Source organism: Allomesorhizobium camelthorni, assembly GCF_011045125.1.
GTDB classification, from domain to species: domain Bacteria; phylum Pseudomonadota; class Alphaproteobacteria; order Rhizobiales; family Rhizobiaceae; genus Allomesorhizobium; species Allomesorhizobium camelthorni.
The window spans coordinates 34,195-52,799 of the sequence record NZ_JAAKZF010000031.1; the positions used below are offsets into that span (position 1 = coordinate 34,195).

An 18,605-nucleotide genomic window follows, 5' to 3' on the forward strand; every position below is an offset into this window, starting at 1 on the left:
CGGATTTCCTTCAGCCAGCTTTCTGCAGTTGCCGCGGATCGTCGGCGTTGACGCCTTTGGCCAGTGGCGGCTTGCCGACGGCGCGCGCGAAGCGCTCGTAGTATAGCGGGTCTTCCGTGCCCATCACGCGGTCCCAAAAAGTTAAATAGAGCCCGAAATTTGTGCGCGCACGAGCATGGTGAAGGTCATGATGTGTGACCGTGGTCATCCAGTCGAAGAGCGGCCGCCCGTCGGCGCGTGCCGGGAAGACTTCGTATCCGCAATGCCCGATTGCATTGCGCAGCATCATATGCGCGGTGAAGATGAACGATGCCAGAATGCTGCTCGGCATCACGATCAGCGCGAGCGGCAGGTAGATGGCGTTGACCAGTGCCTCGCTCGCGTCGAAAGCGTAGGAGGTCCAGGGCGACGGGTTGTGCGAGCGGTGATGCAGCGTATGAAACCAGCCGAAAAGCCGCGGCCGGTGCATAATCTTATGGGTCCAGTAGAACCATGCATCATGGGCGACGATCAGCGCGATGACGTTGGCCATGAAATACGGCCAGCCGCGCTCAGCCGGATCCTCATAGACGTCGAGCAGACCGAGGTTGACCGAAACCGCTATTGCGAGGCCGATCAGCGAAAAGATCATCACCGTCCTGAGAGATGCGAGAATTTCGCGCCCCATCTGGCGCCAGCCAGGCTTGTCCTTGCGGATCTTTCGCCGCGCCAGCCAGCCGGCGAGCAGCGTGTTGACCACCAGGAAGGTTCCACCAGCGCCGATCAGGTAGCGATAAAGGTCGTTCTGAAAGATTATTGGGTAGACATCCGCCGCGAAGCGGGCGAGCGAGGTGAAAAGACAGTCTTCGGGCATGGCTTGCTCCTTCCATGGTATGCGGAAGAAGTTTGCCGGGGCTGCTTGCCGCGGTCTTGTCGCTTCTCAAATCGAGTGGCGATTTGCGGCTTCGATCAGACTTTTCCGGAATCGACCACCCGCGCCAGCATTCGGGAGCGGTATTCCGATGGTGTGATGCCGGTCAGTTGACGGAAGGCGCGGTTGAACGGGGCGAGCGACGCATAACCGAGGCCGAAGGCGATCGACACGATCTGCTCGCGCGACCTCTCGGGATCGGCCAGCCTGAGCTTGGCTTCCGTGACCCGCTGGTCATTCAGAAAGGCGGCGAAGTTGCGATAACCGAGGCCTTTGCCGATCAGGCGACGCAGCCGGTGCTCCGGCACATTTATCTGCCGCGCCAGCGTGCTGAGCGAGAGTTCGGGCTTGAAGCAGGCTCCGCTGGCGATCAAGGTTTTCAGACGATCGAGCTCTATCAGCTCCGGCGGCGTGAGCAGGTCGGCGCGCGGCTGCGGCGCCTCGGCCGGCAACGCGAAAAGCTCCTGTCTCGTCCCGGTTATCCAGAGAGCGAAAGCGAAGGACAGAGTCAGGAGTAGCCCCGCGTGAAGCGGGCTTAACCAGGGCGGCAGCGTGCCGAAAAGCCCGTAGGTCTCGCCAAGAGCGGTGGCGATGCCGGCGAAGGGAAGCGCAAGCGCGGCGACGAGGCGGAATCTGCGCCGCGCATCGACGAGATCATTGCCGAAGTCCCGGATCGCGAGCACCACGATATGGCCCAGCAGCAGGATCAATGCGATCTGGTGAAGCAGATCGCCGGCGAAAGCAGTGTTCTCGCCGGTATGGTGAAGGACATAGAAGGCGAGCAGCAGGAAGGGCGGGATTGCGTAAGCACGCCGCCACTGGAAGGTGTCGCTGAAAAGAGCGATGCCGAACCACCAGAAGAAGGCTGGGGCAAGCACTGCCAGCAGCACGAGCGGCTCGCGGGCAAGCCCCAGTTCTGCGTCGATGTCGGCAGGCGATACGATGGCATAGGAGGCGACAGCGACGCAGAACAGGCAGCCGGAGATCGTGACGAAGCGGGGCGGGCGCACGCGCGCGAACTGAGCGGCCACAAACAGGTTCAAGGCCGCCACAGCCGCGCGAAGCATAAGGTCGGCGATATCATAGGCCACGATCGTCATCGGGTCAGGTAATGACAGTTTGCCGCAACTGGCAACCGTCGCCGGCTCAGGACGGGATCACCCTGTATGAATCCCACCGGCTGTCACGTGCGGCGATAGATCGACTTCGACCCTAAGCGCCCAATTCCGCCAGCGCCGCTCTTATCTTTTCCGCATTCGCTGCAAGGACTTCGGGCTTCTCCATCGGTCCGCCAGGCTGCCCGAGCATCACGCCCTCGAAGCGCGGAATGACGTGGACATGGAGATGGAAAACCACCTGTCCCCCGGCTGGCTCGTTGAATTGCTGCACCGTCACGCCATCGGCGGAAAATGCCTTCACGACCGCCCGGGCTAGTTTCTGCGTCGTGCGCATCACCGCCGCCAGGCTGTCCGGATCGACATCGAGGATGTTGCGCGACGGCTTTTTCGGGAGCACCAGGCAGTGGCCGTCGCCGCGCGGCATGATGTCCATCATCGCGAATGTGTCGGCGTCCTCGTAGAGCTTGTGCGAAGGCAGGTCGCCGCGCAGGATCTTCGCGAAGATGTTGTTGTCGTCATAAGTCGCCATCTGTGCCTCGCCGTCTGTCGATTCCCGCCATATTTGCCGCTGACCAGAATTGATTCAATGGCGGAACTCAAACATCGAGGTCCGGCGACTTGCGGAAGGGGCCGTGCTCCTCGAGATATTCGCTCATCCGCGCCACTTCGGCCCGTTCACGCTCGAGATAGTCGTCGATCGCGCTTCTCAGGCCGGGATGGGCGATGTAGTGCGCCGAATGTGTCGTCACCGGCCTGTAGCCGCGCGCCAACTTATGCTCGCCCTGCGCTCCGGCCTCGACAACCCGCAGACCCTTCTGAATCGCGAAGTCGATGGCCTGATGGTAGCAGACTTCGAAATGCAGGAAGGGATGATCCTCGATGCAGCCCCAGTTGCGGCCGTAGAGCGTATCCGATCCGATGAAGTTGATCGCGCCGGCGATATAGCGCCCGCCGCGCTTGGCCATCACCAGTAAGATGTCGTTGCGCATGCGCTCCCCGACCAGCGAGAAGAATGTGCGGTTGAGGTATGGCCGGCCCCATTTGCGGCTGCCCGTATCCATATAGAAGGCGAAAAAGTCGTCCCAGACCGCTTCGGTCAGGTCGCTGCCGGTCAGCCAGTCCATCGAGATGCCGCTGGCGAGCGCCTCGCGGCGTTCCTTCTTCAGCGCCTTGCGCTTCCGCGAGGCGAGCGTCGCAAGGAAATCGTCGTAGCTCGAAAAGGCTTCGTTGAAGAAATGGAACTGCTGGTCGGTCCGCGCCAGGAACCCGGCGTTTTCCAGCGCCGCCATATCGGCTGCCTCGGCGAAGGTGACGTGCGCGGAGGAAACACCAAGGCGATCTGTCACCAGCTTCAGGCCGGCGGCCAGCGCCGCCTTGACCGCGGCTCCGTTCGCGCCGCGCCTAACGAGCAGGCGAGGGCCGGTCGCCGGGGTGAATGGCACCGACGCCTGCAATTTCGGATAATAGCGTCCGCCGGCGCGCTCGAAGGCGTCGGCCCAGCCATGGTCGAACACATATTCGCCCTGGCTGTGCGACTTCGCATAGCAGGGCAGGGCGCCGAGAACCGTACCGTCGGGAGCTTCGAGCCGCAGATGATGTCCCTGCCAGCCGGAGCGCCGCGCGGCGCAGCCGGATTCTTCCAGGATGCTCAAAAAATCATATGAAACGAACGGGTTGTATGCGGTTCCGGCACAATCGGGCGAAGCGCCGGCAAAACCATCCCATTCCTCGCGCGTGAAGGCGTCGATGCTGGCCGCGATGCGGATCGCATATTCGCCATTCGCAGCGTTCATTCCGGCTTCGTCTTCGCTGATGGTCATCCGCCCTTATCTACGATCGAAATGTGGTTGCGCAAGGTTATGCGGCCAGCACTGCTTCAGGCATGAAGCCTTCGAAAGTCATCTGGTCGGCATGCGCGAATGTCCGCTCCACCGCCGGTTCGTCGCGAACCGTCCAGGTGATGACAGGCATGCCGAGCCTCTCCCGCATGAAGCCGGCGAAACGGTTGGGTAAGCAGTCGACGGCGTAGGAAACGAAGGAGATGCCGTGCGCCAGCATGGAGAAATGCGCTTCCAACTCGTGATCGGCCTCACCCCAGGCGGTCAGTCCGGTCGGGATGTCTCGGGCGTGCGCGGCAAACTGCCGGATCAGCCAGTGGTCGAATGACATGATTGCAGTCTTGCCGCCGTAATCATGCAGCAGCGCGCAGACCCGCTCGACAAGGCCGGCATCCCTGCCGGGAACGCCCTTGAGTTCAACGACCAGCGGCACACGCCCATGCACCAGATCGAGCATCTCCTTCAACGAAGGCGGGTGGTCGCTGGTGCCGCCGATGCGCAGCGCAGCCATCTCGCGCGCTGTCCTTTGCCAGACATGGCCGTCGGTTCCCGTCAGCCGGAACAGGCCCTCATCGTGGAAAATCACCGGCACACCGTCGTTGGTCAGGCGCACGTCGCACTCGATGGCATAACCTTTCGCCGCCGCCTCCTCGAAGGCGGGAAGCGTGTTTTCCCAGACCAGATTGTTGCAATCGTGCAGGCCGCGGTGAGCGATCGGCTGCGCGGTCAGCCAGGACAGATTTTTCATGCTCACCTCACGCAACTTCGATCACAGCTTCGATCTCGACCGCCGCATTGAGCGGCAGCGAGGCGGTTCCGACCGCGGCGCGCGCATGCTTGCCGGGCTCTCCCAGCACCTCGACCAGGAAGTCCGACGCGCCGTTGGCGACAAGATGCTGCTCGGTGAAATCGGGCGCAGAGGCGACGAAGACGGTGATCTTCACCAGCCGCCTGATCTTCTCCAGATCGCCGATTGCGGCCTTTGCCTGCGCCAATATGTTGATCGCGCAGAGTTTTGCCGCTTCCTTGCCGGCGGCTATGTCCACGTCCCGGCCGAGCAGGCCCGTTGCCTGCAGCTTGCCATCCTTGAGCGGAAGCTGCCCCGCGGTGAAGACCAGATTGCCAGTCCGCATGAAAGGCACGTAGTTGGCGGCGGGCGCCGCGGCCGCCGGCAGTGTGACGCCGAGTTCGCTCAGCCGCTTTTCGATTGTTTCGCCCATTGTCTTTCCCTATGTCTTGGTATGATGCGGTCGCGTGGTCGAACCTGCTATTTTTGCCTCGCTTCCGCCACGACTTTTTTTAGACTGCACAGCATGAAGCGGCCAAGCCGCGCAATGCGGACCGGAGTGATTACATGCGCGCAATGCGCCTTGCCCTGCTAGCCCTTGTTTCGCCGTCGGCGCTGATCGCCGCGCCGGCTTTTGCCGCCGCGCCGCTTGTGCCGCACCGCGCGGTCTACGACCTCGTGCTCGACGAAGCCTCCGATAAATCCGGCATAACCGGTCTATCCGGACGTATGGTCTATGAATTCAACGGCTCTGCCTGCGAAGGCTATACGGTCAAGTTTCGTTTCGTCACGCAGATCGACACCAGCGAGAATTCGAGCCTGACCGACCAGCAGACGACGACTTTCGAGGACGCCGACGGCAAGACCTTTTCCTTCGTGACGAAATCCTTCACCGACCAGACGTTGGAGCGCGAGCTCAAGGGCACCGCCCGGCGCGAAGCGGACCGGTTGAAGGTCGACATCGAGAAGCCGGAACCGAACAGCGTTGAACTGGAGGGCACCCAGTTTCCAACGCAGCATCTCGTCGAACTGATCGGCAAAGCCAATACCGGCGAGAATTTCTACGAAACCAGCGTCTTCGACGGCTCCGAAGACGGTGACGAGGTCATGACCACCACCGTCGTGGTCGGCAAGAAGGAACCGGTGGAGAAGAGCGACCCGGAAGCCCCGGCGCTCGCCGGTCTCGCCACGGAGAAATTCTGGCCAGTCGACATCGCCTATTTCGACGAGGCGACCGGCGGCGGCGAGGAAGTGCCGGAATACCGCATCAGCTTCAAGCTGCACGAAAGCGGCCTGACGCGCGATCTGGTGATGGATTACGGCGAATTCTCCATGACTGGCAAGCTGGTCAATCTGGCGCTGTTCGATCCGGCCCCGCAGAACTGCAATCAGTAGCGGATTTCTCCCGCGTGGCCGTCTATGTTGACGAGGCGATCTGGCGCTTTGCGGGCCGGCGCTGGTGCCATCTGATGGCCGACGATCTGGCGGAACTCCATGCTTTCGCGGCAAAGCTCGGCCTGCATCGATCGTCCTACCAGGGCCCGCCGAAAACCGCGGCGCCGCACTACGACATCACCGCATTCGAGCGTGATCGCGCGGTGCGGCTCGGCGCAGTCGCCTGCAGCCGCAGCGAGATTGTGGCCGTTTGCCGCCGCGTGCGCGTGAAGAATGGCAAGGCTTCCGCCGTTATCCCGGCCGCAAGCGCATTTCCAGCGATCATAAACCAATCCCAGAAATTTCCTGAACATCGTTCAAATTTGACTTGAGCCCGCCTCAATTCCACAACAGCGTGCATTTGAGCAACTTGTTCGCGGGAGGCAGATTTGAGCAGGCTCGACACTTTCGTGGCGCCCGAACCCAGCGTGCCGCTGATCAAGGCGATGACGGTGGTGAACCGCGTCCTGATGCTGCGGGGCGTCCTCGGCTTCCGTGACATTCCCCCGTTCAACAGGATCGCGGGCCTGCGCGGCATCGCCAATGTCCGCCACATCGATTTTCCCGAAGCCGACCGCGCCCGGCTCGCCGGCGTATGCGGGCAGGGGAAGGCGACCTTCATCACGCCCAACCATCCCGAATTCTTCACCGACTGGATGATCGACAAGGAGATCGCCTCGCATGCCTGTCCGCTTGCCGCGTTCTGGGCGACCAACGGCGTCGTCAACGGCCTCGGCAAAGCGGCGCAGAAATTCTGGCTCGCCAACAATCTGATCGCGCAGATTCCGGGAAACAGCCAGGCCGCGCGCGAGCTTTCGGTCTCCTGGGCGCTGAAAGGACACGGCGTACTGCTGCATCCTGAAGGCAGCGTTGGCTGGCATGGCGATTTTGTCGCCCCACTGATGCCCGGCGCCGCCGAGATGGCGCTGGAGGCGCTGAAACGCAGCCGCGAAGCAGGGCGCGAACTCGAGGTCTGGATTGCGCCGATTGTCTGGAAACTGGCTTTCACCCGCAACGTCGAAGCGGATCTGATGAAGGAATGCGCCTATGTCGAGCGCAGCCTGAAGATCGAGCCGGCGCCGCGATCGGTCGCGCTTCCCGACCGGGTCTACCGCATCTACGAGACTTTGCTGTCCCGGGATGAGGAAAAGCACGGCGTGGAGTCGGATGGCCGTGCGCCGTTCGCGGACCGCCAGGAAGCGTTGCTTTCAGCCATGCACGACCGGCTATGCGAACTCCTGCCCGAAACTGCCTCGCCGGCGAGCCGCGGCGAGATCATGCGAAACGCACGGCGCTTCCTGCGCGAGAACTCCGCCGATCCGGAACTGCGCAAGCAGGTGAAATCGCTGTCGGATGCGATCTCGTGCGTCCAGCGCGTCGGCGATTTCGCCTTTGCCAGCAAAACTGTGACGCAGGAGGGGATCGCCGAACACATCAAGCGCATCCGCAATGACTACTGCAAGGGCACGATGCGGGACACGCTGAACCGTTTCCTGCCGCAGCCGGCCGGACCGCGCCGCGCCCATATCCGGGCGCCGGAACCACTCGCGATGCACGATTTTCAAGGCGCACCCGGCGAAGCCATGGCCGAGATCCGCCGCCGCATGCAGGCGGCGCTGGACGAGATCAATGACGGATTGCGCGCGAGCGGAAGTTTGAGATTTTATCCCAATCCGTTCCATCATTCCCGGAATCCTGGATTGGCGAGGTAGCGGATTCGTTATGAAGGCGAAAATAAGCAGCGGGCCGCTCGTAAGAATGGCGGAACTCGAAATCGACCTGCCTCAACTTGACGCATATACGGCCTTGCTCCGGGAAGAGATCGAAGCCTCGGTCAGGATCGAACCAGGGGTGCTGATGCTGTACGCCATGTCGGTCAAGGGAAACCCGACGAATATCCGAATCCTTGAGGTCTATGCCGATCAGGGAGCTTATGATGCCCATCTGCAGTCATCTCATTTTCTCAAGTACAAGACGTTGACATCGACCATGGTCAGGTCTCTCCGCCTTGTCGAAACGGACCCGATCATCCTGAGCGCGAAGTCTAAGGTGTAGCGATTTAAACTGCCTGGCCACCGATTGGCTGGCTCGGGTTGCATTGTCGCGCTGTTGCCTCTATATGCGCGCTCATTCCACACACGGACTTTGGTGTCTGCCCGGGAGAAATCCGGCTGAAACCTCCGGTGGCGTCAAGGGAACTTTCCCAAAAACGTCAAGTGTCCGTGGAGGCTAACCGGAAAGGACAAAGAATGGCTCTGCCTGATTTCAGCATGCGCCAGCTATTGGAAGCTGGCGTTCACTTCGGCCACCAGACCCACCGCTGGAACCCGAAAATGGCTCCGTACATCTACGGCGCCCGCAACAACATCCACGTCATCGACCTCTCGCAGACGGTGCCTTTGCTGCACCAGGCTCTGAAGCAGGTTTCCGACGTCGTCGCCAAGGGCGGCCGCGTGCTGTTCGTCGGCACCAAGCGCCAGGCTTCCGACATCATCGCCGATGCGGCCCAGCGTTCGGCCCAATACTACGTCAATTCGCGTTGGCTCGGCGGCATGCTGACCAACTGGAAGACGATCTCGAATTCGATCCAGCGCCTGCGCAAGCTCGACGAGATTCTGGCCGGCGAAGGCAGCCGCGGCCTCACCAAGAAGGAGCTTTTGAACCTTCAGCGTGAGCGCGAGAAGCTCGACAAGGCGCTCGGCGGCATCAAGGACATGGGCTCGACGCCGGACCTGATGTTCGTGGTCGACACCAACAAGGAAGCGATCGCCATCCTCGAGGCCAAGCGTCTCGGCATTCCGGTCGTGGCCGTCATCGATTCCAACTGCGACCCGGACAAGATCGACTTCCCGATCCCGGGCAATGACGACGCCGCGCGCGCGATCCAGCTCTATTGCGATCTGATCGCCAAGGCCGCGATCGACGGCATTGCGCGCCAGCAGGGCGCTCTCGGCGTCGATATCGGCGCTGCCGCCGAAGCGCCTGTCGAGCCGACGCTCGACGAGACCCCGGCAGCCAGCGCTCCCGAAGCGTAAATCGACGGGGCCGGGCATCGGCCCTAATTCTCGCGACGCGGATTGCCGCGTCGCCGGCAGGCGCATCATCGAGCACTCGGTGGTGCGCTCGCACATTTCGATCCAAGAGGCAAAAATGAGCATTACGGCAGCACAGGTCAAACAACTCCGCGACATGACCGGCGCGGGCATGATGGATTGCAAGGCGGCGCTCGCCGAGACCAATGGCGACATGGAAGCGGCCGTCGACTGGCTGCGCGCCAAGGGAATCGCCAAGGCCGACAAGAAGGCCGGCCGCACCGCGGCTGAAGGCCTGGTCGGCGTCGCCGGCGATGTGACTTCGGCCGTCGTCGTCGAGGTCAACTCCGAGACCGACTTCGTCGCTCGCGCCGAGTCCTTCCAGGAGATCGTGCGCAATGTAGCGCAGGTGGCGCTGGCGGTAGGCGGCGAGACCGAAGCCGTCGCCAACGCGAACTATCCGGGCACCGACAAGACCGTCACGCAGGCCATCAAGGATGCCGTCGGCACTATCGGCGAGAACCTGTCGTTCCGCCGCTCGGCGAAGCTGTCGGTCGGCGCAGGCGCCGTCGCGACCTATGTCCATAACGCGGTCGCCGAAAACCTCGGAAAGCTCGGCGTGCTGGTCGCGATCGAGACCGCGGGCAATGCCGACGCCGCCCGCGCCTTTGCCCGCCAGGTTGCGATGCATGTCGCGGCCACCAACCCGCTGGCGCTGACCGCCGAGCAGATCGATCCGGCCGCCGTTGCGCGCGAGCGGGCGATCTTCACGGAGCAGGCACGCGAATCGGGCAAGCCGGACAACATCATCGAAAAGATGGTCGAGGGCCGCATGCGCAAGTTCTACGAGGAAGTCGTGCTCCTGAAGCAGTCCTTCGTGCTCAACCCCGACATCACGGTCGAGGCTGCGCTCAAGGAAGCCGAGAAGGAAATCGGCGCGCCGGCCAAGATCACCGGCTTCCTCCGCTTTGCGCTCGGCGAAGGCATCGAGCGCGAAGAAAGCGACTTCGCGGCGGAAGTCGCGGCTGCGGCGAAAAAGTAACGCTGCATCAAACCCTTCATAGTGTCTTATGAGAAGGGCATCGCGTGACAACGCGGTGCCCTTCGTGTATCGCGCGAATGAACACGATACCGACGAGGAAGCGATGACGAAAAAACCCCTGTACCGGCGCGTGGTTTTGAAGGCGTCGGGCGAGGCGCTGATGGGCGATCAGCATTTCGGCATCGACGTTTCGGTTGTCGACCGCATCGCCTCCGACATTGCCGAGGCGCGGGCGCTCGGGGTCGAAGTGGGCGTCGTCATCGGCGGCGGCAACATATTTCGCGGCGTGGCTGTCGCCTCCAAGGGCGGCGACCGCGTCACCGGCGACCACATGGGCATGCTCGCCACCGTCATCAATTCGCTGGCGCTGCGCACTTCGCTGGTCAAGCTTGGCGTCGACGCGGTCGTATTGTCGGCGATCGCCATGCCCGAACTCTGCGAGAGCTTTTCGCAGCGCCAGGCGACCGCCTATATGAACCAGGGCAAGGTCGTGATTTTCGCCGGCGGCACCGGCAATCCCTTCTTCACCACGGATTCTGCCGCCGCATTGCGCGCTGCCGAGATCGGCGCAGACGCGCTGTTCAAGGGCACGCAGGTCGACGGCGTCTACTCCGCCGACCCGAAAGTGGATCGTTCCGCGGTGCGTTACAGCCGTATCAGCCATGCCGATGTCATCAATCAGGGCCTGTCTATCATGGACACGGCCGCAATTGCGCTTGCGCGCGAAAACAACATCCCGATAATCGTTTATTCGATCCACGAGAAGGGTGGTTTCGGTGAAATCCTAACCGGTGGCGGTCACTGCACGATCGTCGCCGACACCTGAAGACGAAATTGGTCCGATTGTAGGGGCCAAGGAGAGTGAAAAATGACCAGCGGGGCAGACTTCAACGACATTCATCGCCGCATGGACGGAGCGATCAACGCGTTCAAGCACGATCTGGCTTCGCTGCGCACCGGCCGCGCGTCCAGCAACCTGCTCGACCCGATCATGGTCCAGGCCTATGGCTCAGCCATGCCGATCACGCAGGTCGCAACCGTTTCGGTGCCGGAGCCGCGCATGATCTCGGTTTCCGTATGGGACAAATCGATGGTCGGCGCGGTCGACCGCGCCATTCGTGAATCCAATCTCGGCTTCAACCCGATCATGGATGGAACCACGCTGCGCATTCCGCTGCCGGAACTCAATGAGCAGCGCCGCAAGGAACTGGTCAAGATCGCGCACACCTATGCCGAGAACGCGCGCATCGCCGCCCGGCATGTCCGCCGCGACGGCATGGATCACCTTAAAAAGGCTGAAAAGGACGGCGATATCAGCGAAGATGATCATCGCAAGCAGGCCGACCGCATCCAGAAGCTGACGGACGAGACGATAAGCTCGATCGACAGCCTGCTGGCGGCGAAAGAAGCCGAGATCATGCACGTCTGATGCGCGGCATTGCCGCGGCCGAAAGCGAAGAAATGACAGCGCCCGCGCATGTCGCGATCATCATGGATGGAAACGGCCGCTGGGCGAAGGCCCGCGGCCTTCCACGCCTCGCCGGGCATCGCGCGGGCGTCGAGGCGCTGCGCCAGGCCGTGCGGACAGCCGGCGAATTCGGCGTCTCCTGGCTCACTGTTTACGCCTTCTCGTCGGAAAACTGGTCGCGGCCGAAATCCGAAGTCAGCGACCTGATGGGGCTCCTGAAGCTGTTCATCCGGCGCGATCTCGCCGAGCTGCACCAGAACGGCGTGCGCGTAAAAATCATCGGCGAGCGCGCCGGGCTGCAGGGCGATATCAAAGCGCTGCTCGAAGAGGCCGAGGCGCTGACCGCCGGTAACGATGCGCTGAACCTCGTCATCGCCTTCAACTATGGCGGCCGCGACGAGATCGCGCGCGCCGCGCAAAAACTGGCCGCCGCCGCGGTTTCGGGAAGCATTGTTCCCGGCGACATCACGGCGGAGCTCGTTGCCGAGGCGCTCGACACGCGCGACATCCCGGATCCGGACCTCGTCATCCGCACCAGCGGCGAAATGCGGCTGTCGAACTTCCTGCTCTGGCAGGCGGCCTACAGCGAGCTTGTTTTCCTTCCCTGCTACTGGCCCGATTTCACCCGCGAGCATTTCGCCGATTCGCTCAGGGAGTTCGCGGCGCGCGAACGGCGTTTCGGCGGCCTGTCGGCCCGGGATGTGGCGCTGTGAGCGCCGCCCAATTAAGCAACCTGCAGCTTCGCGCCCTTTCGGCGGTCGTGCTGGCGATTGCGGTACTGGGGCTGACCTGGCTCGGTGGACTGCCGTTCCGGTTGCTCGCTGCGTTGATTAGCGCCGCGATCTTCTACGAATGGTGCGCCATGTCCCGCACTGTCGCCAACGCCTCCTACCAGATGCTGACGGCGCTGTTCCTGGCGGCCGTTCTTTTGGCGTTGCTGGCTGGCCTGCCGGCCGCGACTGTACTGCTCGTCTTGGTTGGCGCCCTGGTAGCTTCGATCGCGGTGGGACTCATTCGCGGGCAGGGATCGTGGCCGACGATCGGACTCGCTTATGCCGGGTTCTCGGCCGTTTCACTGGCTTTTCTTCGCGGCAGCGATCATTCCGGGCTGGTCGCCATCCTGTTCTTGTTTGCGACTGTCTGGGCCACCGACATCCTTGCCTATTTCGTCGGGCGTACAATTGGCGGTCCAAAACTTGCGCCGGCGATCTCGCCCGGCAAGACATGGAGCGGCGCGATCGGCGGCGCTGTCGGCGGGCTTGCCGCGGGGCTCATCGCCGCAGCTCTTGCCGGCGTCTCCAACCTGCCCGTCCTTGCTTTTGCCGCCCTGCTTCTGTCCGTCGTCTCGCAGATCGGCGATCTGTTCGAATCCTGGGTCAAGCGGCGCTGTGGTGTGAAGGATTCGGGCACCGTCATTCCCGGCCATGGCGGCGTCATGGATCGCGTCGACGGGCTTGTCGCGGCGGCGTTTGCCCTATACGTCATCAGCTGGATGGCGGGCGGCGCCGATCATCCGGCGCATGGCCTGTTTCCGCTCTGAGCGGAACACCACCCGGGTTTTCAGGTATATTGACGCCACGGATTCGCCGGGATTGAGGTCACAGTCCGCGGCGCGATCGCGTCGCATTGGCGGTTTTGATCGAGGACACGATTTGAACGAGTTGTTTTCAACGCTGTTCGGCTTAGACAGCCTGCTTGTCGGCACCATCGTGCCGTTCCTGTTCGTGCTGACCGTCGTCGTGTTCGTGCATGAGATGGGCCACTATCTCGTCGGCCGCTGGTGCGGCATTGGCGTCAAGGCCTTCTCTATCGGCTTCGGACCCGAAATCTTCGGCTTCAACGATCGCCGCGGCACGCGCTGGAAGCTCTCGGCCATCCCGCTCGGCGGCTATGTCAAATTCGTCGGCGACATGAATGTAACCAGCACGCCCGATGCCGAGGAAACCGAGAAGCTGACGCCGGCCGAACGCCAGGTGGCGTTCCACACCCAGCCGGTCTGGAAACGGGCGGCGACGGTCGTCGCCGGGCCGCTGTTCAATTTCCTGCTGACGATCGCCGTGCTTGCGACGTTCTTTATGACCTACGGCCGCGTGGTGTCGGAGCCGATGATCGCGGAAGTTCAGGCCGGCAGTCCCGCCGAAATCGCCGGCTTCATGCCCGGCGACCGTTTCGTCAGCGTCGACGGCAGTCCGGTGCGGACCTTCGCCGACGTCCAGTACCGTGTCTCCGGTCGCGCCGGCGATCCGCTCGTTTTCGTGCTGCTGCGCGACGGCAAGGAGATCGAGCTGACGGCAACTCCCAAAGTCACCGAGCAGAAGGACGCCGCCGGCAACACCTTCCGCATCGGCGTCATCGGAGTGGTCAACAACAACGAAGTCGGCCAGTTCCGCGTCATCGAATACAGCGTGCCGGGCGCGGTGGCGGAAGCCGTGAGCGAGACAGGCCGCATCATCGTGCGCACAGGGCAGTTCCTGAAGCGCTTCGCGATCGGGCGCGAGGACAAATGCCAGCTCGGCGGCCCGATCAAGATCGCCGACATGGCAGGCAAGGCCGCCAAGCTCGGCTTCGAGCGGCTGGTCGAACTGATCGCGCTGCTCTCCGTCGGCATAGGATTTTTGAACCTTCTACCGATTCCCCCGCTGGACGGCGGCCACCTGGTTTTCTACGGCATAGAGGCCGTCATCAGGCGTCCCTTGTCGGAGCGTATGATGGAGGCGGTGTATCGAACGGGGATGATTCTTGTGCTCGCCTTCATGGCGTTCGTTTTCTGGAACGACCTGTTTGGGTGCTGAAAACATGAAGAAATTTGGGCTGGCGACGGCCGTTGTTACGACGGCGTTTACCATCGCGGGGAATATGCGTGACGCGAAAGCCACGCGGAATGGCGAAGTAAACGCAAATTAACCAGAAGCCTTGCGTGTAGGGAAAATCCGGTTAATACGGTATGGGAAATTTACCGCACGTCCGGTTTTCTCGCCGTGGGGACTTCGAGAAAAGGTTTTTAAGCCCGATGAAGGCAGTTACGAAGTTTTTGAGCGCCGCTTCCGCGGTGGCTGTGTCTGCTGCTCTGGCAGTTCCTGGCGCAGCCGTTTTACAACTTGCATCAGTTTCGATGGCCGAGGCGGCGGTCGTCAGCAGCATTGACGTGCGTGGCAATCAGCGTGTCGACGCCGAAACCATCCGCAATTATCTCTCCATCAGCCCCGGCCGGTCGTTTTCCAACGCCGACATCGACGAGGCCGTAAAGCGCCTGTTCGGCACGGGCCTGTTTTCCGACGTTCGCATCAACCAGGTCGGCTCGACGCTGGTGGTGCAGGTTTCGGAATATCAAGTCGTCAATCAGGTCCTTTTCCAGGGCAACAAGAAGATCAAGGACGCGCAGCTCGCAGGCACCGTCCAGCTCAAGCCGCGCGGCACGTTTTCGCCCGCCGCGCTGGACACCGATGCGGAAGCGATTCGCGCGGCCTACCAACGCATTGGCCGCAACGACGCCACCGTCACCCCGAAAACGATTGACCTCGGCGACAACCGTGTCAACGTCGTCTTCGAGATCAACGAAGGCGACCGCACCAAGATCGCCTCGATCAATTTCACTGGCAACAACGCCTTCAGCGATCGCCGGCTCTCCGACGTCATCGCCACCAAGCGCTCAACCATTCTGTCGTTCCTGCTGCGCGACGACATCTATGACGAGGAGCGCCTGCGCGCCGACGAGGAAGCGCTGCGCCGCTTCTACTACAACCGCGGTTATGCCGATTTCCAGGTCGTCTCGGCCTTCGGTGAGCTCAACGAGACAACCAACGAATACACGGTCTCGATCACGGTGGACGAAGGCGAGCGCTACACCTTCGGTGATGTGAGCGTCGAGAGCTCGATCACGGGCGTCGATGGCGAATCACTGCGTTCGCTGGTCGAGACCAGCCCCGGTTCGGTCTACAGCGCCAAGGATGTCGAAGACTCCATTATCGCCCTTACCGAGCATGTCGCCGGTCTCGGCTATGCTTTCGCGCAGGTCACTCCACGCGGCGACCGCAATTTCGAAAACCGCACCATTTCGGTTGTCTATACGGTCGACCAGGGTCCGAGAACCTATGTCGAGCGCATCGAGATCCGCGGCAACACCCGCACGCGCGACTATGTCATCCGCCGCGAGTTTGATGTCAGCGAAGGCGACGCGTTCAACCAGGTGCTGATCCAGCGCGCGAAGAGGCGGCTCGAAGCCCTTAATTACTTTGAGCGCGTCGAGATCGCGACCGCCCCCGGCTCGGAGCCGGACCAGGTGGTGCTCGTCGTCGATGTTGTCGAGAAGTCGACCGGTGAATTCTCGATCGGCGCCGGCTATACCACCGGCGGTTCGACCCCTGGCCCCTCGATCGAAGGCGCGATCACCGAGCGCAACTTCCTCGGCCGCGGCCAGTTCATCCGGCTTTCGGCCGGCGGTGGCAAGGATTCGCGCGATTTCATGCTGTCCTTCACCGAGCCCTACTTCCTCGGCCGGCGCATCGCGGCAGGCTTTGATGTCTTCCGCCAGACCCGCCGCTACGACGATTACGAGAGCGAGCTGACCGGCGCCACCGTGCGTTTCGGCCTTCCGATCACCGAGAACATCAGCACGCAGCTTGCGTACAATTTCACGCAGGAAGAATACGAGTTCCGCGAAGGCTGTGACGATCCAGACGTTCCCGGCACGCCGGACCCGGACTGCGACGTCTCGGAAGCCATTATCGACGGAGTCGAGAACAGCCCCTGGAACAAATCGTCCGTTTCGGGCGGGCTCGTCTACAACACCATCGACGACGTGAAGAACCCCCATGCGGGCATCTACGCGAACTTCACGACTGAAGTCGCCGGACTTGGCGGGGATGCGGAGTACGTAAAGCTGACGGGGCGTGGCAGCTATTATCACACGATTTCGGAAGAGATGGACATTGTCGGCCTGGTCAGTGCCGGCGGCGGCCATATCACCGGATTCGGCTCCGAAAGCGATCTGCGGATTTTCGATCACTTCAAGAGCAACGACCGCATGATCCGCGGCTTCGAGTATGACGGCATTGGACCATATGATGCTGACTCTGGTGACCATCTCGGCGGCACCACTTACTTCAATGCCTCGGTCGAGGCGCAGTTCCCGGTTCCGGTTGTGCCTGAGAGCTTCGGCTTGCGTGGCGCGGTCTTCGCGGACGCGGCGACGCTCTACGGCAACGACATCGATCGAACAGCTTCGGACGGCAGTACGATCAATATCACCGGCACCGGCATGGAGTGGCGCGCGTCGGTGGGCGCCGGTCTGATCTGGGCCTCGCCCTTCGGTCCGTTGCGCATCGACTACGCGGTTCCGGTCGTCAAGGAAGAGAACGACGAGGAACAGAACTTCAATTTCGGTATTTCGACCCGCTTCTGATTGGTTGGAACCATGCTTCCGGGCCTGAATGGCCCGGAAGAAAAGGCTTGCATGTCAGACCCGGTCTTCTTCGTGCCGTCACGACGCTATTCGGCGGGCGAGATCGCAAGCCTTACCGGCGCCGAACTTGCCGACGGCGCCCACTCCGATACCGTCATTTCGACCATCGCGTCTGCCGCCACCGGAGGTGAGGGCGCGCTTGTCTTCGTCGAAGGCAAGCGCAATGCCGCGCTGTTGGATAAATTGGACGCTGCGGCGGTTCTGGTGACGCCCGACATAGCCGGTCGCGCGCCTTCCGGTATCGCCGTGCTGGTCACGCCGACGCCGCAGCGCGCTTTCGCCATGGTCGGCCGCCTCCTTTACCCCGATGCGGCGAAACCCGGCGCAATAACCGGCGAGACTGGCATCTCGCCCGCGGCCCATATCGACCCGACGGCGCATCTCGAAGCCGGCGTCGTCGTGGAAGCCGGCGCGGTGATCGGGGCAGGGGTCGCGATCGGAGCCGGCACAATAATTGCGCCGAACGTCGTGATAGGCCGAAATTCGCAGATCGGCCGCGACGCCTATATCGGGCCCAACGCCACCATCCAGTACGCGCTGATCGGCAACAACGTCATCATCCACGCCGGCGCAAAGATCGGCCAGGACGGCTTCGGCTTTGTCGCCGGCCGTGGCGGGCCGGAGCGCATTCCGCAGATCGGCCGCGTGGTCATCCAGGACAATGTCGAGGTCGGAGCAAACTCGACCATCGACCGCGGCGCCATGGCCGATACCGTCATCGGCGAGAACACCAAGATCGACAACCTAGTCCAGATCGCCCACAACGTCCGCATCGGCCGCGGTTGCATCATTGCCGGCCTGACCGGCATTTCCGGCTCGGTCACTATCGGCGACAATGTCCTAATGGGCGGCGGCGTGGGACTGGCCGACCATGTGGTGATCGGCGACAGGGCGCAGCTTGCCGCGCGAAGCGGGTTCATGCACGACGTGCCGGCCGGCGAAGTCTGGGCCGGCTATCCGGCGAAGCCGATGAAGGAAGCCATGCGCGAATTTGCGATGATCCGCAAACTGGCGCAGGTCAGGCCGAAAAAAGGTGATGATAATGGCTGATACGATGCCGGCGACGCTCGACACCGTCGATATTCTCGGACTGATGAAGCTCTTGCCGCATCGTTATCCGTTCCTGCTGGTCGACAAGATCATTGAGATCGACGAAGACAATTCCGCGATCGGCATCAAGAACGTCACCATCAACGAGCCGCATTTCCAGGGCCATTTCCCGGAGCAGCCGGTCATGCCCGGCGTGCTGATCGTCGAAGCGATGGCGCAAACGGCCGGCGCCATCTGCATCCGCAGCCAGAATACCGACAAGCCGTCGCTGGTCTATTTCATGACCATAGACAACGCAAAATTCCGCCGCCCGGTCGTGCCGGGCGACCGCCTTGAAATCCACGTGAAAAAGCTGAAGAAACGCGGCAATATCTGGCGCTTCGCCTGCGAGGCCATGGTCGACGGAGCGAAGGCCGCGGAAGCCGAGATATCGGCGATGATGTCGCCGCCGACTGCCTGACCCGG

General features: G+C 62.2%; 19 protein-coding genes and 1 pseudogene. 14 read left to right on the top strand and 6 right to left on the bottom strand.

Annotated elements, in window-relative coordinates; all coding sequences use genetic code 11:
• Positions 1-10: 10 nt before the first annotated feature.
• From G6N73_RS19940 to G6N73_RS19965, 6 genes are all read right to left on the bottom strand, one after another.
• On the bottom strand, positions 11-853 hold the full coding sequence (locus G6N73_RS19940; RefSeq protein WP_165030744.1) for a sterol desaturase family protein: 843 nt from the start codon (positions 851-853) through the stop codon (positions 11-13).
• 95 nt (positions 854-948) lie between these two features.
• Positions 949-2,001 (bottom strand): helix-turn-helix domain-containing protein, encoded by a 1,053-nt coding sequence (locus G6N73_RS19945; protein WP_165030746.1) that lies wholly within the window; start codon positions 1,999-2,001, stop codon positions 949-951.
• A gap of 121 nt (positions 2,002-2,122) precedes the next feature.
• Positions 2,123-2,557: an HIT family protein gene (locus G6N73_RS19950; protein WP_165030748.1), complete on the bottom strand. Its 435-nt coding sequence runs from the start codon at positions 2,555-2,557 to the stop codon at positions 2,123-2,125.
• A 67-nt stretch (positions 2,558-2,624) separates the two neighbouring features.
• Positions 2,625-3,848, bottom strand: a complete 1,224-nt coding sequence (locus G6N73_RS19955; protein WP_206078970.1) for a GNAT family N-acetyltransferase — start codon at positions 3,846-3,848, stop codon at positions 2,625-2,627.
• 37 nt (positions 3,849-3,885) lie between these two features.
• Positions 3,886-4,614, bottom strand: coding sequence for a glycerophosphodiester phosphodiesterase (locus G6N73_RS19960; protein WP_165030750.1), 729 nt, complete (start codon positions 4,612-4,614; stop codon positions 3,886-3,888).
• 7 nt (positions 4,615-4,621) lie between these two features.
• Positions 4,622-5,086 (bottom strand): RidA family protein, encoded by a 465-nt coding sequence (locus G6N73_RS19965; RefSeq protein WP_165030752.1) that lies wholly within the window; start codon positions 5,084-5,086, stop codon positions 4,622-4,624.
• Between the two features lie 134 nt (positions 5,087-5,220).
• Between G6N73_RS19965 and G6N73_RS19970 the strand changes: the two genes are divergently transcribed.
• The 14 genes and pseudogenes from G6N73_RS19970 to fabZ all read left to right on the top strand — a co-directional run bounded on the left by G6N73_RS19970 (position 5,221) and on the right by fabZ (position 18,600).
• Complete coding sequence (locus tag G6N73_RS19970; protein WP_165030754.1) at positions 5,221-6,048, top strand: cell envelope integrity EipB family protein; 828 nt, start codon at positions 5,221-5,223, stop codon at positions 6,046-6,048.
• Positions 6,049-6,062: 14 nt separating this feature from the next.
• A pseudogene (locus G6N73_RS37040) lies at positions 6,063-6,332 on the top strand (DUF4031 domain-containing protein); the annotation flags it as partial.
• Positions 6,333-6,476: 144 nt separating this feature from the next.
• Positions 6,477-7,799: a lysophospholipid acyltransferase family protein gene (locus tag G6N73_RS19980; protein WP_165030758.1), complete on the top strand. Its 1,323-nt coding sequence runs from the start codon at positions 6,477-6,479 to the stop codon at positions 7,797-7,799.
• Between the two features lie 22 nt (positions 7,800-7,821).
• Complete coding sequence (locus tag G6N73_RS19985; RefSeq protein WP_165030817.1) at positions 7,822-8,142, top strand: antibiotic biosynthesis monooxygenase; 321 nt, start codon at positions 7,822-7,824, stop codon at positions 8,140-8,142.
• A 194-nt stretch (positions 8,143-8,336) separates the two neighbouring features.
• Positions 8,337-9,122, top strand: a complete 786-nt coding sequence (gene rpsB, locus G6N73_RS19990; protein ID WP_165030760.1) for a 30S ribosomal protein S2 — start codon at positions 8,337-8,339, stop codon at positions 9,120-9,122.
• A 115-nt stretch (positions 9,123-9,237) separates the two neighbouring features.
• The gene (gene tsf / locus G6N73_RS19995; protein WP_165030762.1) at positions 9,238-10,161 is read left to right on the top strand and encodes a translation elongation factor Ts; all 924 of its coding nucleotides are present in this window, start codon (positions 9,238-9,240) and stop codon (positions 10,159-10,161) included.
• A 103-nt stretch (positions 10,162-10,264) separates the two neighbouring features.
• A complete protein-coding gene (pyrH, locus tag G6N73_RS20000; protein WP_165030764.1) occupies positions 10,265-10,987 on the top strand; it encodes a UMP kinase in 723 nt (240 codons plus the stop codon).
• A 42-nt stretch (positions 10,988-11,029) separates the two neighbouring features.
• Positions 11,030-11,590: a ribosome recycling factor gene (frr, locus tag G6N73_RS20005; RefSeq protein WP_165030766.1), complete on the top strand. Its 561-nt coding sequence runs from the start codon at positions 11,030-11,032 to the stop codon at positions 11,588-11,590.
• A 32-nt stretch (positions 11,591-11,622) separates the two neighbouring features.
• On the top strand, positions 11,623-12,342 hold the full coding sequence (locus tag G6N73_RS20010; protein WP_246252288.1) for an isoprenyl transferase: 720 nt from the start codon (positions 11,623-11,625) through the stop codon (positions 12,340-12,342).
• Positions 12,339-13,169 carry a CDP-archaeol synthase gene (locus G6N73_RS20015; protein ID WP_165030770.1) on the top strand — a complete coding sequence of 277 codons (831 nt, stop codon included), beginning with the start codon at positions 12,339-12,341 and terminating at the stop codon, positions 13,167-13,169. Before G6N73_RS20010 ends, G6N73_RS20015 begins: the two co-directional genes overlap by 4 nt.
• A gap of 112 nt (positions 13,170-13,281) precedes the next feature.
• On the top strand, positions 13,282-14,421 hold the full coding sequence (gene rseP, locus G6N73_RS20020; protein WP_165030772.1) for an RIP metalloprotease RseP: 1,140 nt from the start codon (positions 13,282-13,284) through the stop codon (positions 14,419-14,421).
• Positions 14,422-14,639: 218 nt separating this feature from the next.
• Entirely contained in the window at positions 14,640-17,030 is a 2,391-nt protein-coding gene (gene bamA, locus G6N73_RS20025) for an outer membrane protein assembly factor BamA (protein ID WP_165030774.1), read from the top strand.
• A gap of 51 nt (positions 17,031-17,081) precedes the next feature.
• On the top strand, positions 17,082-18,140 hold the full coding sequence (lpxD, locus tag G6N73_RS20030) for a UDP-3-O-(3-hydroxymyristoyl)glucosamine N-acyltransferase (RefSeq protein WP_165030776.1): 1,059 nt from the start codon (positions 17,082-17,084) through the stop codon (positions 18,138-18,140).
• Positions 18,133-18,600 (top strand): 3-hydroxyacyl-ACP dehydratase FabZ, encoded by a 468-nt coding sequence (fabZ, locus tag G6N73_RS20035; protein ID WP_165030778.1) that lies wholly within the window; start codon positions 18,133-18,135, stop codon positions 18,598-18,600. The genes lpxD and fabZ overlap by 8 nt, the downstream gene beginning before the upstream one ends.
• The last annotated feature ends 5 nt before the right edge of the window (positions 18,601-18,605 follow it).